Source organism: Pseudomonas sp. Tav-5-1A (assembly GCF_055755055.1).
The window spans coordinates 6,424,425-6,440,212 of the sequence record NZ_CM146901.1 but is presented as its reverse complement, the minus strand read 5'-3'; the positions used below and the strand labels follow the sequence as shown (position 1 = coordinate 6,440,212).

General features: G+C 64.1%; 18 protein-coding genes. 15 read left to right on the top strand and 3 right to left on the bottom strand.

What is annotated here, in order from left to right:
- Positions 1–88: 88 nt before the first annotated feature.
- Both tauA (AC0J42_RS29850) and tauA (AC0J42_RS29845) read right to left on the bottom strand, forming a co-directional pair.
- On the bottom strand, positions 89–1,063 hold the full coding sequence (gene tauA, locus AC0J42_RS29850) for a taurine ABC transporter substrate-binding protein (protein ID WP_473004864.1): 975 nt from the start codon (positions 1,061–1,063) through the stop codon (positions 89–91).
- A 171-nt stretch (positions 1,064–1,234) separates the two neighbouring features.
- On the bottom strand, positions 1,235–2,200 hold the full coding sequence (tauA, locus tag AC0J42_RS29845; RefSeq protein ID WP_473004863.1) for a taurine ABC transporter substrate-binding protein: 966 nt from the start codon (positions 2,198–2,200) through the stop codon (positions 1,235–1,237).
- A gap of 416 nt (positions 2,201–2,616) precedes the next feature.
- Here tauA (AC0J42_RS29845) and AC0J42_RS29840 point away from each other — a divergent pair, with 416 nt between their 5' ends.
- The 15 genes from AC0J42_RS29840 to AC0J42_RS29770 all read left to right on the top strand — a co-directional run bounded on the left by AC0J42_RS29840 (position 2,617) and on the right by AC0J42_RS29770 (position 15,042).
- Positions 2,617–3,972 (top strand): OprD family porin, encoded by a 1,356-nt coding sequence (locus AC0J42_RS29840; RefSeq protein ID WP_473004862.1) that lies wholly within the window; start codon positions 2,617–2,619, stop codon positions 3,970–3,972.
- Positions 3,973–4,146: 174 nt separating this feature from the next.
- Positions 4,147–4,785, top strand: coding sequence for a peroxiredoxin (locus AC0J42_RS29835; RefSeq protein ID WP_416421506.1), 639 nt, complete (start codon positions 4,147–4,149; stop codon positions 4,783–4,785).
- 244 nt (positions 4,786–5,029) lie between these two features.
- The gene (gene ssuE / locus AC0J42_RS29830; RefSeq protein ID WP_416421505.1) at positions 5,030–5,623 is read left to right on the top strand and encodes an NADPH-dependent FMN reductase; all 594 of its coding nucleotides are present in this window, start codon (positions 5,030–5,032) and stop codon (positions 5,621–5,623) included.
- Between the two features lie 160 nt (positions 5,624–5,783).
- Entirely contained in the window at positions 5,784–6,749 is a 966-nt protein-coding gene (locus tag AC0J42_RS29825; protein WP_473004861.1) for a sulfonate ABC transporter substrate-binding protein, read from the top strand.
- Between the two features lie 58 nt (positions 6,750–6,807).
- Positions 6,808–7,956, top strand: a complete 1,149-nt coding sequence (gene ssuD, locus AC0J42_RS29820; protein WP_473004859.1) for an FMNH2-dependent alkanesulfonate monooxygenase — start codon at positions 6,808–6,810, stop codon at positions 7,954–7,956.
- 9 nt (positions 7,957–7,965) lie between these two features.
- Entirely contained in the window at positions 7,966–8,748 is a 783-nt protein-coding gene (ssuC, locus tag AC0J42_RS29815) for an aliphatic sulfonate ABC transporter permease SsuC (RefSeq protein ID WP_416421502.1), read from the top strand.
- Entirely contained in the window at positions 8,745–9,560 is an 816-nt protein-coding gene (gene ssuB, locus AC0J42_RS29810; protein WP_416421501.1) for an aliphatic sulfonates ABC transporter ATP-binding protein, read from the top strand. Before ssuC ends, ssuB begins: the two co-directional genes overlap by 4 nt.
- Positions 9,561–9,591: 31 nt before the next feature.
- A complete protein-coding gene (locus tag AC0J42_RS29805) occupies positions 9,592–9,807 on the top strand; it encodes a TOBE domain-containing protein (RefSeq protein WP_027980095.1) in 216 nt (71 codons plus the stop codon).
- A 160-nt stretch (positions 9,808–9,967) separates the two neighbouring features.
- The gene (locus tag AC0J42_RS29800) at positions 9,968–10,624 is read left to right on the top strand and encodes a YjfI family protein (RefSeq protein ID WP_416421500.1); all 657 of its coding nucleotides are present in this window, start codon (positions 9,968–9,970) and stop codon (positions 10,622–10,624) included.
- An 18-nt stretch (positions 10,625–10,642) separates the two neighbouring features.
- Entirely contained in the window at positions 10,643–11,347 is a 705-nt protein-coding gene (locus AC0J42_RS29795; RefSeq protein WP_416421499.1) for a PspA/IM30 family protein, read from the top strand.
- 123 nt (positions 11,348–11,470) lie between these two features.
- On the top strand, positions 11,471–12,016 hold the full coding sequence (locus AC0J42_RS29790) for a rhomboid family intramembrane serine protease (protein WP_473004858.1): 546 nt from the start codon (positions 11,471–11,473) through the stop codon (positions 12,014–12,016).
- Position 12,017: 1 nt separating this feature from the next.
- On the top strand, positions 12,018–12,668 hold the full coding sequence (locus AC0J42_RS29785; protein ID WP_473004857.1) for a DUF2491 family protein: 651 nt from the start codon (positions 12,018–12,020) through the stop codon (positions 12,666–12,668).
- 20 nt (positions 12,669–12,688) lie between these two features.
- Positions 12,689–13,117, top strand: coding sequence for a DUF350 domain-containing protein (locus tag AC0J42_RS29780; RefSeq protein ID WP_416421496.1), 429 nt, complete (start codon positions 12,689–12,691; stop codon positions 13,115–13,117).
- A 14-nt stretch (positions 13,118–13,131) separates the two neighbouring features.
- Positions 13,132–13,881: a DUF1190 domain-containing protein gene (locus AC0J42_RS29775; RefSeq protein WP_416421495.1), complete on the top strand. Its 750-nt coding sequence runs from the start codon at positions 13,132–13,134 to the stop codon at positions 13,879–13,881.
- A 6-nt stretch (positions 13,882–13,887) separates the two neighbouring features.
- Positions 13,888–15,042: a glutathionylspermidine synthase family protein gene (locus tag AC0J42_RS29770; protein ID WP_473004856.1), complete on the top strand. Its 1,155-nt coding sequence runs from the start codon at positions 13,888–13,890 to the stop codon at positions 15,040–15,042.
- Positions 15,043–15,114: 72 nt separating this feature from the next.
- Here the strand turns inward: AC0J42_RS29770 and AC0J42_RS29765 are convergent, their stop codons facing one another.
- A complete protein-coding gene (locus AC0J42_RS29765) occupies positions 15,115–15,741 on the bottom strand; it encodes a TetR/AcrR family transcriptional regulator (protein ID WP_416421493.1) in 627 nt (208 codons plus the stop codon).
- Between the last annotated feature and the right edge of the window lie 47 nt (positions 15,742–15,788).

Here is a 15,788-nt window from a genome sequence, read left to right as displayed (position 1 = left end):
TGGGAGCTGGCTTGCCAGCGAGCTGTTGCGGTTTGAAGAGCTCGCTGGCAAGCCAGCTCCCACAGGGGCGATGGGGGCCGGAAAATGGTTACTGAACGAACTGCGCGCTCACGTAGGGGGCGTAGTCGGGCAGCACGGCGTCGACCTTGCCTTGTTCCTTGAGGAAGGTGGCGGTGTCGGTGATGGCCTGGGTGGTGGGGGCGCCCAGCGCGGTCACCTGGTCAGCGGCCAGCGGGTAGACGTTGCCCTGCAGCAGCAGCGGAATGTCGGCGGCCTTGGCACCGGACAGCTTCACCAGCTTGTCGATGTTGCCCTGGTTGGCCAGCCAGGCCTTGGGGTCTTTGCGGTAGTCGGCGTAGGCGTCCAGGGTCACCTTGGCGAAGGCCTTGACGATTTCCGGGTGCTTGGCGGCGAAGTCCTTGCGCACGATCCAGGCGTCGAAGGTTGGCGCCCCCAGCTTGGCCAGTTCACCCGAAGTGATCAGCACCTTGCCGCTTTCCTTGGCCACGCCCAGCGCCGGGTCCCAGACGTAGGTGGCGTCGATGTCACCGCGCTTCCAGGCGGCGATGATGGCCGGCGGGTCGAGGTTGAGGATGGTGACTTTCGACGGGTCGATCTTCCACTGTTTCAGCGCGGCCAGCAGGCTGTAGTGTCCGGTGGACACGAACGGCACGGCGATTTTCTTGCCCACCAGGTCCTGCGGGCTGTTGATGCCGGCGCCGTTGCGGGCCACCAGGGCCTCGGCGGCGCCTATCTGGGTAGCGATCAGGAAGGTTTCCACCGGCAGTTGGCGGGTGGCGGCAGCGGCCAGGGGGCTGGAGCCGACGTAGCCGATCTGCACGTCGCCGGAGGCCACGGCGGTGATCACCTGCGAGCCGCCGTCGAACTTGCGCCAGCTGATTTTCGATTGGGTGGCCTTTTCATAGGCGCCGTCGGCCTGGGCGACCTTGGCCGGGTCGACGGTGGTCTGGTAGGCCACGGTGAAATCGGCGGCCTGCGCCACGAACGCGGCGCCTGCCAGGGAGATGGCCGCCAACAGGCGAAGGGGGTTGAAGCGGGACATGGTGCAGCTCCTCATCAGGCGGCCGGATGGCTTGGGTGATGGGAAGACTAAATGATCTAAGAATCAGTAAATAAATAACTGTTTTGCATTAGCTTAGCGCTGGACGTGCCAGACGCGGCCTTTGGCCGCTGCTACGGGATTTGCGCTCCGTAGCAGCGGCCATAGGCCGCGTCAGTTAACGAACCTGGCGCTTACGTACGGGGAATAATCGGGCAGCACGCTCTCGACCTTGCCCTGTTCCTTGAGGAACTCCGCCGTCTGCTCGATGGCCTTGGCGGTGCCGCCTTGCAGCAGCGCCGGGGTTTGCTGGGCCTTGGCGTCGGGGAAGGCGGCGCCGGCCAGCAGTTCGGGCACGTCGCTGGCGTTGGCGCCGGTGAGCTTGGCTATTTTTTGCACAGGCACCGAGTCAGCCGTCCAGGCGTCCTTGTGCGCGGCATAGTCGGCGAATGAGTCCAGGGTCACCTTGGCGAACTGGGCGATCACTTCCGGGTGTTTGTCGGCGTAGTCCTTGCGCGCAACCCACACCTCGAAGGTGGGCGCACCCCATTGGCCCACCTGGGCGGCGTCGGTGAGGGTCTTGCCGGTCTTGCGGATCTCGCCCAGGGCCGGCGACCACACGAACGCACCGTCGATGTCGCCGCGCTTCCAGGCGGCTGCGATTTCCGCCGGCTGCAGGTTCACCACCTTGACCTTGCCTTCCAGCCCCCAGTGCTTCAGCGCGCCCAGCAGGCTGTAGTGCGAGGTGGACACGAACGGTGTGGCGATGGTCTTGCCCACCAGGTCCTGCGGATTGTTGATGCCGCTGCCGTTGCGCACCACCAGGGCCTCGGCGGCGTTGATCTGCGCGGAGACGATGAAGGCCACGATCGGCAACTTGCGTGAAGCGGCAGCGGCCAGCGGGCTGGAACCCAGGTTGCCGATCTGCACGTCCCCCGAGGCAATGGCGGTGACCACTTCCGGGCCGCTGTTGAAACGGCGCCAGTCGATCTTCTCGCCGATGGCTTTTTCATAGGCGCCGTCGGCCTGCGGCACCTTGCTGGGGTCGATGCCGGTCTGGTAGCCGATGGTGAGGTTGGCCGCTTGCGCGCTGGCCTGGCAGATGAACAGGCTGAGGGCGACGGTTAAAAGCTTTTTCATGTTCGGACGGTTTACGGACACGGAGCACCTCTGACCGCTCGGGCGGCTTCTGCAAAGGGGGTGGGGAAATGTCCGGTGGTCCGGTTGGTGAAAGCTAAACGATCTAAAAAATAAATTACAAAGACCGTTTAGTAATTACCTTAGAGGTCGATACAGGTTAAGCGACGTGGTGTTTGGCAAAAACCGTTTTCTATTCCAAAACGATCTGAAAAGAGATGAAACAATTCTTTTTGGAGTTATGAAATATTATTTACTCTTGCCCGTCACAAAATGGACATAGACCATCGTCGTAAACCGACCTAGAGCGGTTGACGCGGTGTTCGCCACTGGCATTAATCGCAACAACCCCAGCGCAATGGACAGAAGATCCATGATTGGGGACAGACAAGAATTAGAATCATTACAGGAGCAACACAATGTACAAGTCTTCCTTGGCTTTGGCCGTGGCTGTAGGGGTATTCGCCGCGCACGCTGGCGCCGAAGGTTTCATCGATGACAGCAAGGCAACGCTGAAGCTGCGCAACTACTACATCAACACCGATAACCGCGATTCGGGCGCCCCGAAAAACTCCAACTATTCCGCCGAATGGGGCCAAGGCTTCCAGGTCGAGTTCCAGTCGGGCTACACCGCTGGCACTGTGGGCTTTGGCGTTGACGCCATCGGCCTGCTGGGCGTGAAGCTGGATTCCACCCGCGCCAAGTCGGGTAACCCGACCGGCTCGCTGGACGGCGGCACTGTGTTCCCAACCAATGGCGACAACCCGGCTGACAGCTTCTCCAGCCTGGGCCTTACCGCCAAGGCCAAGATCTCGAAGACCGAGCTGAAGATCGGTACCCTGATGCCCAAGCTGCCGGTCATCCAGTACAACGACGGTCGCCTGCTGCCACAGACCTTCGAGGGTGGCCAGATCACCTCGAACGACATCAAGGACGTGACCCTGATCGCCGGTCAGATCGACCAGGCCAAGGGCCGTAACTCGAGCAACTACGAGAACCTGTCCATCAGCGGCGCCAACGGTAGCGGCAACAGCAACATCGGCGAGCGCAGCAACAAGTTCTACTACGGCGGTGCCGACTACAAGGTCACCAAGGACCTGCTGCTGCAGTACTACTACGGTGAACTGACCGACTTCTACAAGCAGCACTTCCTGGGCCTGACCCACAACTGGGCGGTCGGCCCGGGCGTGCTGAAGTCTGACCTGCGCTACTTCCACAGCACCGACGACGGCGCGAACAGCAACGATTCGGCCTACTACACCACCGGTAGCTACCAGAGCAATGCCAACGGCAAGGGCCCGGTGGACAACAACCTGTACAGCGGCCTGTTCCTGTATACCGTGGCCGGTCACACCTTCGGTGGCGGTTACCAGGTCAGCAACGGCAGCTCGGACTTCCCGTGGCTGAACCAGGGCGACGGTTCCTCCAACGGCACCATCACCGACATGCAGATCCAGAAGTTCGGCCGTGCTGGCGAACGCACCTGGCAGGGCCGCTACTCGTATGACTTCGCGGCCCTGGGCTTCCCAGGCGCTACTGCCGGTATCGTCTACCTGCGTGGCGACAACATCGACACCCGTTCGACCACCGCCGGTAACGGTGACGGCCGCTCCGAGTGGGAACGCGACATCACCCTGGCCTACGTCGTGCCAACCGGAACCCTCAAGGGCCTGGGCTTCACCTGGAAAAACGCCATGTGGCGCAACGACATTCCAGGCCAGCGCGACCAGGACGAAAACCGTGTGATCGTCAGCTACTCGATCCCGCTGCTGTAACCCTGCTGTAAAGACCAAAGCCTGCCGCGGACCCTATCCCGCGGCGGGCTTTGTTTTATCCAAAATCTGTTATGCCTTTTAACGCTAAATAAATCGATATTTATTCTTTTTATTTCGTCTACGCTGAGTGCACAGTGGTTCCCATAAAGCACTCAACAAGGAGCAAGGCCTCTCATGAGCATCCGCCTCGGCGACATCGCCCCCGATTTCGAACAAGACTCCAGCGCCGGCAAGATCCGTTTCCACGAGTGGCTGGGCAACAGCTGGGGTGTGCTGTTCTCCCACCCTGCGGACTTCACCCCGGTGTGCACCACCGAGCTGGGCTTCACCGCCAAGCTCAAGGAAGAGTTCGCCAAGCGCAACGTCAAGGCCATCGCCCTGTCGGTGGACCCGGTGGATTCGCACCACAAGTGGATCGAGGACATCAACGAAACCCAGAACACCATCGTCAACTTCCCCATCCTGGCCGACGCCGACCGCAAGGTGGCCGACCTTTACGACCTGATCCACCCCAACGCCAACGACACCCTCACGGTGCGCTCGCTGTTCGTAATCGACCCGAACAAGAAAGTGCGCCTGACCATCACCTACCCGGCCAGCACCGGCCGCAACTTCCACGAGATCCTGCGGGTGATCGATTCGCTGCAGCTCACCGACAACCACAAGGTGGCCACCCCGGCCAACTGGCAGGACGGTGACGAGGTGGTAATCGTGCCGTCGCTCAAGGACGAGGAAGAGATCAAGCAACGCTTTCCCAAGGGCTACCGCGCGGTGAAGCCGTACCTGCGCCTGACGCCCCAGCCTAACCGCTGAGTACCCGTATTTGTGGGAGCTGGCTTGCCAGCGAGCTGTTGAAGGCTGAAAAGCTCGCTGGCAAGCCAGCTCCCACCAGGGTTTGAGGGCCGTTGATCACGGCCCTTTTTTTGCCCGAAATCTCATATTCTTTCAGCGTCTAACCACATGAAAAAATATGATTTATGGATATATAAAAGGCCTGTTATGGTCAGTTCCATCTCGCCGATCGCGAGGCCTTTTGGTCAAAGAAGGAAGGGTGGCAATGCTGGTTGTATCTCTTGGTGGCAGCCCCAGTGTGCGTTCACGGTCCGGCGTGTTGCTGGACCAGACCCGGCTCTGGCTGCAGCGCCACAACGTGGAAGTGGCGACGTTCCAGGTACGCGACTTCGCGGCCGAGGACCTGCTGCACGCCCGCTTCGACAGCCCCAAGGTGCTCGACTTCCTGGAGCTGGTGCAGAAGGCCGACGGCCTGATCGTCGCCACGCCGGTGTACAAGGCCTCGTTCAGCGGCGCACTGAAAACCCTGCTGGACCTGCTGCCCGAGCGGGCGCTGGCCAACAAGGTGGTACTGCCCATCGCCACCGGCGGCAGCATCGCCCACATGCTGGCGGTGGATTACGCCCTGAAGCCGGTGTTGGCCGCGCTGAAGGCCCAGGAAATGCTGCAGGGGATCTTTGCTGACGACAGCCAGATCGCCTACGGCGAAGGCAGCGCCGCGGCGCAGCTGGCCCCGGCGCTGGAGCAGCGCCTGAGCAATGCCCTGGAAGAGTTCCACTACGCCCTGAGCCGCCGCCCACAGGCGCTGGAGCCCGGCATCTTGAACGAAAGACTCTTGAGCGCGCGCTGGAGTATCTAACGCCGCTTGTGGGAGCTGGCTTGCCAGCGAGCTTTTAGGCCCCAACAGCTCGCTGGCAAGCCAGCTCCCACATGTTAACTCACTGATAACACTCGCCTTACTCGCCCGCCAACGGGCAAGCAGGTGCAGCCAAAACCCAATCAAGCAAAGGAGCGGCGCTATGCGCACAGTCTTTTTGCGTCGTGGGCTGGTCGCTCTGTTTGCTGCGGCTGTGTCGTTCGGCGCCATCACCCAAGCCCAGGCTGACACCCTCCGCATCGGCTATCAGAAATACGGCACCCTGGTGCTGCTCAAGGCCCGTGGCTCGCTGGAAAAGCGCCTGGCCGAGCAGGGCGTGCAGGTGCAATGGACTGAGTTTCCCGGCGGCCCGCAGCTGCTGGAAGGCCTGAACGTGGGCTCCATCGACTTCGGCGTCACCGGCGAAACCCCGCCGGTGTTCGCCCAGGCCGCCGGCGCCGACCTGCTGTACGTGGCCCATGAGCCACCTGCCCCCAACAGCGAAGCCATCCTGGTGCCCAAGGACTCGCCGATCAAATCGGTGGCCGACCTCAAGGGCAAGAAAGTGGTGCTCAACAAGGGCTCCAACGTGCACTACCTGCTGGTGCGCGCCCTGGAAGACGCCGGCCTGAAATACACCGATATCCAGACCGTGTTCCTGCCGCCCGCCGATGCCCGCGCCGCCTTCGAGCGCGGCGCCGTCGACGCCTGGGTGATCTGGGACCCGTACCAGGCCGCTGCCGAACAGCAGCTGCAAGCGCGCACCCTGCGTGACGGCAAGGGCCTGGTGGACAACAACCAGTTCTACCTGGCGACCAAGCCTTTTGCGCAGCAGCACCCGCAGGTGATCGCCGCCCTGATCGACGAAGTGCGCTCGGTGGGCGAGTGGTCCAAGTCCAACCCCGAGCAGGTCACCCAGGAAGTCTCGCCGCTGCTGGGCCTGCCCGCCGACATCACCCTGACCTCGGTGAAACGCCAGGGCTTCGGCGCCGAGTTCATTACCCCCGACGTGGTCGCGGCGCAGCAGAAGATCGCCGACGCCTTCTACCAGCTGAAACTGATTCCCAAGCCATTGAGCATCAAGGATGTGATCTGGACGCCGCCTGCCAAGGTCGCGACAGCCCCGTGATTCGAACTGCGGGCCGGCGCGTCGTGCCGGCCCTAGCCACCCTTAGGAGACAACTCCAATGAGCCTCAATATTTTCTGGTTTCTTCCCACCCACGGCGACGGTCATTACCTTGGCACCGCCGAAGGCGCGCGCGCCGTGGACCATGGCTACCTGCAACAGATCGCCCAGGCCGCCGACCGCCTGGGCTTTGGTGGCGTGCTGATTCCCACGGGGCGTTCCTGCGAGGATTCCTGGCTGGTGGCGGCATCGCTGATTCCGGTGACCCAGCGCCTGAAGTTCCTGGTGGCGCTGCGCCCGGGCATCATTTCGCCGACCGTGGCCGCGCGCCAGGCGGCCACCCTGGACCGCCTGTCCAACGGCCGTGCGCTGTTCAACCTGGTGACCGGTGGCGACCCGGAGGAGCTGTCCGGCGATGGCTTGTTCCTCAGCCACGAAGAGCGCTATGAAGCCTCGGTGGAATTCACCCGCATCTGGCGCCGCGTGCTGGAAGGCGAGACCGTGGACTACGACGGCAAGCACATCACTGTGAAGGGCGCCAAGCTGCTCTACCCACCGGTGCAGCAGCCGCGTCCGCCGCTGTATTTCGGCGGCTCCTCCGACGCTGCCCAGGACCTGGCCGCCGAGCAGGTGGAGCTGTACCTGACCTGGGGCGAGCCACCGGCCGCCGTCGCCGAGAAAATCGCCGAGGTGCGCGCCAAGGCCGCCAAGCAGGGGCGCACCGTGCGCTTCGGCATCCGCCTGCACGTGATCGTAAGGGAAACCAACGCCGAGGCCTGGGCGGCGGCAGACCGCCTGATTTCCCATGTGGACGACGACACCATCGCCCGCGCCCAGGCGTCGCTGTCGCGCTTTGATTCGGTGGGCCAGCAACGCATGGCCGCGCTGCACGGCGGCAGCCGCGACAACCTCGAGGTCAGCCCCAACCTGTGGGCCGGCGTGGGCCTGGTGCGCGGCGGTGCCGGCACGGCGCTGGTGGGCGATGGCCCGACCGTGGCCGCACGGGTCAAGGAATACGCGGCGCTGGGTATCGACACCTTCATTTTCTCCGGCTACCCGCACCTGGAAGAGTCGTACCGCGTGGCCGAACTGCTGTTCCCGCACCTGGACGTGCAGCGTCCCGAACAGCCCCAGGGCGCCAATTACGTGAGCCCCTTCGGTGAAATGGTCGCCAACGACATTCTGCCCAAAGCCGCGTCCCAGAGCTGAGGGCTGACCATGGAAAAGATTATCCACAGGCTGGCGCCCTGGGCGCTGCCGGTGCTGTTGCTGGCGGTGTGGCAGTTGTCGGTGAGCGCCGGCTGGCTGTCCACGCGTATCCTCCCGGCGCCCAGCGCCGTGGTGGCGGCGGGCGTCGAGCTGGTGCGCAGCGGCGAGATCTGGACGCACCTGGCCATCAGTGGCTGGCGTGCGGGCGTGGGCTTTGTCATCGGCGGTTCGCTGGGCCTGTTCCTGGGCTTCGTGGTGGGCCTGTCGAAGTGGGGCGAGCGCCTGCTCGACAGCTCCATGCAGATGATCCGCAACGTGCCGCACCTGGCGCTGATCCCACTGGTGATTCTGTGGTTCGGCATCGATGAGTCGGCGAAGATCTTCCTGGTGGCCCTGGGCACCCTGTTCCCGATCTACCTGAACACCTACCACGGCATCCGCAACGTCGACCCGGCGCTGGTGGAAATGGCCCGCAGCTACGGCCTGAGCGGCTTCGCGCTGTTCCGCCAGGTGATTCTGCCGGGCGCGCTGCCGTCGATCCTGGTGGGCGTGCGTTTCGCCCTCGGCTTCATGTGGCTGACGCTGATCGTGGCGGAAACCATCTCGGCCAGCTCCGGCATCGGCTACCTGGCCATGAACGCCCGTGAATTCCTGCAGACCGACGTGGTGGTGCTGGCCATCGTCCTCTACGCCGTGCTCGGCAAACTCGCTGACCTGGCCGCCCGTGGCCTGGAACGCGTGTGGCTGCGCTGGCACCCGGCCTACCAGGTCGCCAAGGGAGGTGCCGCATGACCGCCGTATTGAAGAGCCAACCGCCGCGCCTGCTGCAGGGCATCCCGCTGGCGCTGGACAAGCTGCAGAAATCCTTCGGCAACCGCCAGGTGCTCAAGGACATCGACCTGCACATTCCGGCCGGGCAATTCGTCGCCGTGGTGGGCCGTAGTGGCTGTGGCAAGAGCACCTTGTTGCGCCTGCTGGCCGGCCTCGACAAGCCCAGCGGCGGTGAGTTGCTGGCGGGTTCGGCGCCGCTGAGCCAGGCCCGCGACGACACCCGCCTGATGTTCCAGGAAGCGCGCCTGTTGCCGTGGAAGAAGGTGATCGACAACGTCGGCCTGGGCCTCAAGGGTGACTGGCGGCCACAAGCGCTGGAAGCCCTGGAAGCGGTAGGCCTGGCCGAGCGCGCCAACGAGTGGCCGGCGGCCTTGTCCGGCGGCCAGAAGCAGCGCGTGGCCCTGGCCCGTGCGCTTATCCACAAGCCGCGCCTGTTGTTGCTGGACGAACCGCTGGGGGCGTTGGACGCCCTGACCCGTATCGAGATGCAACAGCTGATCGAGCGCCTGTGGAAGCAGCATGGCTTCACCGTGCTGCTGGTGACCCACGACGTGGCGGAAGCGGTGGCGGTGGCCGACCGGGTGATTCTGATCGAAGACGGCGAAGTGGGCCTGGACCTGCACGTCGAGCTGCCACGCCCGCGCGCCCGTGGCTCGCACCGCCTGGCGGCGCTGGAAACCGAAGTCCTCAACCGTGTGCTGGCGTTGCCGGGCACCCCGCCCGAACCCGAGCCCACGGCACCCTTGCCCACGCAACTGCGCTGGGCACTTTGAACCTTACCCTCGTTTGAACAGGAAGAATCACATGACTATCAAAGCGATCAACGTCCGCAACCAGTTCAAGGGCACCGTGAAGGAAATCATCGAAGGCCCGGTGCTGTCGGAAATCGACGTGCAGACCGCCTCTGGCATCGTCACCTCGGTGATCACCACCCGTTCCGTGCGCGAACTGGAGCTGGTGATCGGCAGCGAAGTGATTGCCTTCGTGAAGTCCACCGAGGTCTCGATCGCCAAGCTGTAACCACCGTTCAGGCAGTTTTTTGCCCTGCAGGGTTCGCCCTGTGGGGTTTTTTTATGCCCGGAACATTTGCGACAAATGGAAACAAATTCATCACGCGTGATGTATTGCGCTCTGCTGCAGAAGGCGTATGTTTATCACATGTGATACGGAACAGACACAAATGACAGGCAATCCAGACAGCCCCAAGCCGGCCAGGAAAAAGGCCCCCGCGGAGAAGAAAACCTCCAGCTTCTACATGAAGAAGATGCGTGCGGGCCTGGCCGATGCCGGTTACGTGAAACACGAGGCCTGGGTGCTCCCGGAGAACCGCGGGCTGCTCAAGCAGGTGGAAAAACAGCTCCGCCAGCCTGTCATGGCTGGCACTTTCAAGTTGGAGGAACACATGACCACAGCGGAGAAATGGACCCTTGACCGCCTTCACTCGGCCTTCCAGGGCCTGGATGAAGTGGTGTCGAAGGAAATCACCCTGACCCTGGTGCAGGGCGCCGAGCAGAGCCTGAAGCTGGAAATGAACGAATACGGCGGCCTGCCGATTCACATTGCCGTGGTGGGCGAGCAGATCATCGTCGACACCGTGCTGGTGGACGTCGATTCGATCAAGGACGTGGCGCACTTCAACGAAGCCGTGCTGCGCAGCCGCGAGCTGTTCCCGCTGTCGTCCATCGGCCTTGAGCAGATGCCCAACGGCCAGACCGTCTACAACATGTTCGGCGCGCTGAGTGCCAGTTCGAGCCTGACCAACGTGGTCACCGAAGTGTCCACCCTGGTGGACAACGTGCAGCGCGCCGCCGAAGCCTTCCAGGGCTTCTTCAAGTAATCGCCAAGGAGTAACGACATGAGTAATCAATCCATCTGGAGCAAGTTGTTCACGGCGCTGCGTGGCGGTGCCAGCGAAGTCGGCGAGTCCATCGTCGACCAGCAGGCCCTGCGCATTCTCGACCAGGAGATCCGCGACGCCGACACCGCGCTGGCCAACGCCAAGCGCGAGCTGGTGACCATCATGGCCAAGCACAAGCTGGCCACCGACCGCGTGGCCCAGTACGACGCACGCATCAGCGACCTGGAAAGCAAGGCCCTGGCCGCCATGAAGGCCGAGCGCAACGACCTGGCCCACGAGGTGGCCGAGGCCATCGCCGTGCAGGTCAACGAGCGTGAGACCGAGCACAAGCAGGCCGTGGAATTCGGCGGCTACGTGGAAAAGATGCGCAAGGACATCACCAAGGCCGAGGCGCGCATCAAGAGCCTGCGCCAGCAGGTGGACGTGGCCAAGGCCCGCGAAAGCGTGCAGAAGGCCCAGGTCAGCGCCTCCATCGCCAGCGGCGGTGCCAACGGCAAGCTGGAGACTGCGGTAGGCACCTTGAGCCGCCTGCAGGCCAAGCAGGAGCAGCGCGCTGCCGAACTGGAGGCCCAGGACCAGCTGGCCGAAGCCTCCACCGGCAACGACCTGGAGCGCAAGCTGAAGGAAGCGGGCATTACCCCGGACACCAGCAGCGCCAACGCCATCCTCGAGCGCCTGCGCAAGCAGCAGGCCGGCGAGTAACGCGCAATCCCATAGCCGCTGCCGCCAGGCTGCGCTGGCCCTGATGTTCACTGCAGATTTTCAGTGGGGCATGGGGCCAGCGCAGCCTTCGGCAGCGGCTACGGATATCCCTGGGAGACGCATGTGATCGCCGCCAAGGATTTCAAACCCGTGCTCTGGCTTGCCGGAGTGATGTGCGTGGTGCAGGTGCTCAACCTGCTGTCAGGCTACAGCCTGAACACCTACGGCCTGCTGCCGCGTTCGCCGCAGGGCCTGCTGGGCATCGTCAGCGCACCGTTCCTGCACGGTTCCATCTGGCACCTGCTGGGCAACCTGGTGCCGTTCGTGGTGTTGGGCACGCTGGTGGCCAAGGACGGCATCGGCCGCTTCCTGGCGGCCAGCGGGCTGATCATCGTCATCGGCGGGCTGCTGGTGTGGCTGTTCGGCCGGGGCTACTACCACGTGGGCGCCAGTGGCTGGGTGTTCGGCCTGTGGGTGTACGTGCTGGCCCGGGCCTGGTTCCACCACAGCTGGGCCAATCTGTTCTGTGCCGTGGCCGCGCTGTTGCTCTATGGTGGGTTGGTATTCGGTTTCCTGCCTCGCTATGGCGTGTCGTTCGAGTCGCACATCGCCGGTGCGGCGGCGGGGCTGGTGGCGGCACGGATGCTTTTGCGCAAAGAAGGAGTTTGATATGGGTTGGTTCAAGCAGTTCATGGGCCTGGAGGCACCTGCCGCCAAGCCCCAGGCACCGGTGGAAGGCGCGCTGGGCCTGGCCCAGGGCCGCTCGGTGAGTTTCGACGGCACGCTCAAGCTGCTGCTCGACGGCCTCAGCCGGGTAATCATTCCGCCCACCCAGCAGATTTGGGCGGTGGGCAGCGTCGACCTCGGCCAGTCGCAGTGGCTGAGCCGCTACTACATGGACGACGAGGACTACTGGCTGCAGGTGCACACCAGCGGCGAGCAGGACGGCCAGGTGGAATCGGTGATCCTGTTCAACTACCTGCGCTACGCCACCATCAGCAGCAACGCCGAGCTGCAGCGCCTGGCCGGGCCCAATAGCGACATCGGCCTGCCCACCTACAACCTCGATGGCGTGCAGTTCACCCGCGAGTGGGGCACCGAGGCCGGGCAGACCGAGCTGACCGACCTGCGCGAGCAGGTGCGCAACCCCAAGGAAAGCTACGTCGTCCAGCACCGCGCGATGCTGTACGCGCGCGACACCGGCCTGACCGACCGCCGCGAATTCCTGCTGTTCTCCGTCGAGCAGGACGAGGAGGGCACCGTCAGCCTCAGCGCCTCGCTGGGCGTGTCGCTGTACCCCACCGACCTGCACATCCTCTGACTCATCCATAGGGACATGCCATGCTAGAAGCACTTTCGATTTCGCTGAACCCCACGGCCGTGCTGGGTTTCCTGCTGTACCTGCTGGGGGCGGCGATGTTCCTCGTGCTGTTCCAGTTCATCTACACGCGCATGACGCCGCACAAGGAATTCGCCCTGATCCGCGAGGGCAACGTCGCCGCGGCCGTGGCCCTGGGCGGCGCCATCATCGGCTTCGCGATTCCGGCCAGCAACGTCATTGCCTATTCCATCAGCCTGCTGGACTTCGTGGTATGGGCGCTGATCGCCGGCGTAGTGCAGCTGCTGGCGTTCCTGGCGGTGAGCCTGGTGCTCAAGGGCGTGTCGGCGCGCATCCAGCGCGGCGAGCTGGCCACCGGCATCTACGTGGCGGCGGTGGCGATCAGCGTGGGCATGCTCAATGCCGCCTGCATGACGCCCAACACCAACTGATCGCGGAGCCAGGGATGAAACGAAGCAAGTACGTACAACTCTCGCTGGCCGCCTCGGTGGCGCTGGCGGTGGCCGGTTGCGGCGCGCCGGAGAAAACCTACCAGGTCAAGAAGACCTTCGACTTCAAGAGCGTGGCCGAATGCACCGCGCAGAAGTTTCCGGTAGACATGTGCTCCGACGCCTACATCGCCGCGCTCAACGAACACCGGCGCATTGCCCCGGTGTACGACAACAAGGCCGACTGCGAAGCGGACTTCGTGCCTGACTACTGCCAGGTGGACTCGGCCGGCAAGTACATGCCCCAGCTGGGCGGTTTCGAGCTGGACGCCAACGGCACCGTCACCCAGTCGCAGCTTGATTCGGCCAAGGCCGAGGTGGCGCGCTCGGGCGGTGAAAGCGGCGGTGGCGGCGGGGGCTTCAACGGCAGCGGCCTGCTGACCGGCCTGCTGATTGGCCACATGCTCAGCAGCAGCACCGGCAACTTCAACGCCGCCCCGGTCTACCAGTACCGCGACAACCGCGGCAACTACGCCAGCTCCACCCTGGGCTCGCGCATCAACAGCGGCGCCACCTTCTCGCGCTCGCGCCAGAGCGAGTCCGGCAACGGCTACAGCGGTGGCAGCGGCGGCTTCGGCCGCGCGGGCATCAACGCCAACCCGGTGTCGGTGCGCCAGGCCACCACCCGTGGCGGCTTCGGCAGCTCGGCCACGGCGCGCAGCGGCTGGGGCGGCTCGTCGTCTTCGCGCAGCAGCTTTGGCGGATAACCGGCCATGAAGAAAATCGCCATTGCCGAGCGCCCGGACTGGAAGCAGACCGCCGAACGCCTGGGCTTCATGTTCCACACCATCGACGGCGAGCCCTACTGGGACGAAAGCGCCTATTACCAGTTCAGCCTCAAGCAGATCGAGGACGACCTGGAAGACCCCACCCAGGCGCTGCACGAGCTGTGCATGGACCTGGTGGCCAAGGTGGTGGAGAGCGAAGAGCTGCTGGAGCGCCTGAGCATCCCCGCCGCCTACCATGACCTGGTGCGCACCTCGTGGCTGGAAGGCCACCCGCACCTGTACGGGCGCATGGACTTTTCCTACGACGGCAACGGCCCGGCGAAGCTGCTGGAGCTGAACTACGACACCCCCACCAGCCTCTACGAGGCCGCGGCCTTCCAGTGGGGCTGGCTGGAGCAGGGTATCGAGCGCGGCATGCTGCCGGCCGGCGTCGACCAGTTCAACAGCATCGATACGCGCCTGCACGAAGCCTTCGCCGCGCTGAACATCCAGCGGCCGTTCTACTTCGCTTCCATCAAGGGCTCGGTGGAAGACAAGGCCACCACCGATTACCTGCGCCTGATCGCCGACAAGGTCGGCATCGAGTCGCGGCACATCGACCTGGAAGACATCGGCCTGCTGGACGGCCGCTTCGTCGACCTGCAGGACCGCTGGATCCCGCACCTGTTCAAGCTGCACGCCTGGGAGTTCATCTTCCACGAGCCGTTCGGCGCGGCCATTGCCCAGTGCGACACGCAGTTCATCGAGCCGGCGTGGAAGGCCATTTTGTCGAACAAGGGCATTTTGCCGATGCTGTGGGAGGCGCACAAAGGCCACCCGAACCTGCTGGAAAGCCACCTGGACGCCAACCCGCGCTCAGCGGTGCCGAAGGGCTGGGTGCGCAAGCCGTATTTCTCCCGCGAGGGTGCGAACATCGAGCTGCGCACGGCGGATGACCAGCTGCACGTGGTCGACGGCCCCTACGACGACGCGCCCTACATCCTGCAGCAACTGGCGCCGTTGCCGAAGTTCGGCGACAGCTACACGCTGGTGGGTTCTTGGGTGATTGGCGACTGCGCGGCGGGTATCGGGATTCGCGAAGATGACAGCCTGATCACCAAGGATACCAGCAGGTTCCTTCCGCATTTGATCCTGGGTTAGGTGGGAGCTGGCTTGCCAGCGAGCTTTTCGGCGGGCATAAAAGCTCGCTGGCAAGCCAGCTCCCACAAGTGTTCAGCGCTTGGGCAGGAACGGCGGCAGGTACAGCCCCACATAGGCATCGAACACCCGCATCCCTTCCTCCGCCAACCGCGGGGTAATCTGCCCGTGCAGCTGCACCGAGCGGGCGTACACGCGGTCGCCCAGCTCCATGGCCAGGGCGAACACGTCCACGTCGTCCGGCAGTGCCGGTAGCTGGAAGTGGCGGTCGAACACCTGGTGCATCAACACCCCCAACTCCAGGTCGTGCTGGCGGTCGGCCTGGGTCACTTCGGCCAGGCCGTGCTGGGCCAGGATCAACTGGCGCGCAGCGGCGTCCTGGCTGTAGATCACCAGCATGCGTTCTTCGAGGATGCGCGACAGATCGTGCCAGCTGCGCAGCGCGGCGTGGTCCACCGGCGCTTGCAGGCAGGCGCGGAAGGCAGCGTGCACGTCGGCGGTCAGCGCCTCGAGCAGGGCCGGCACGCTGGCGAAGAAGTGGTACACGGAAGAGGGTGGGATCTCGGCGCGTTCGGCCACGCTGTAGATCGACAGGCTGCCCACGCCTTCGCTGGCCAGCAGGGCGCGCGCTGCCTCGAGGATCGAGTCGATCCGTGCCTGGCTGCGGGCGCGAGGTTTGCGGGGCGTGGCGGTGCGGGTCATGGGCTTCTCCGGAAGGCGAGCCGCATTGTAAGGGTTTCTTGTGGGAG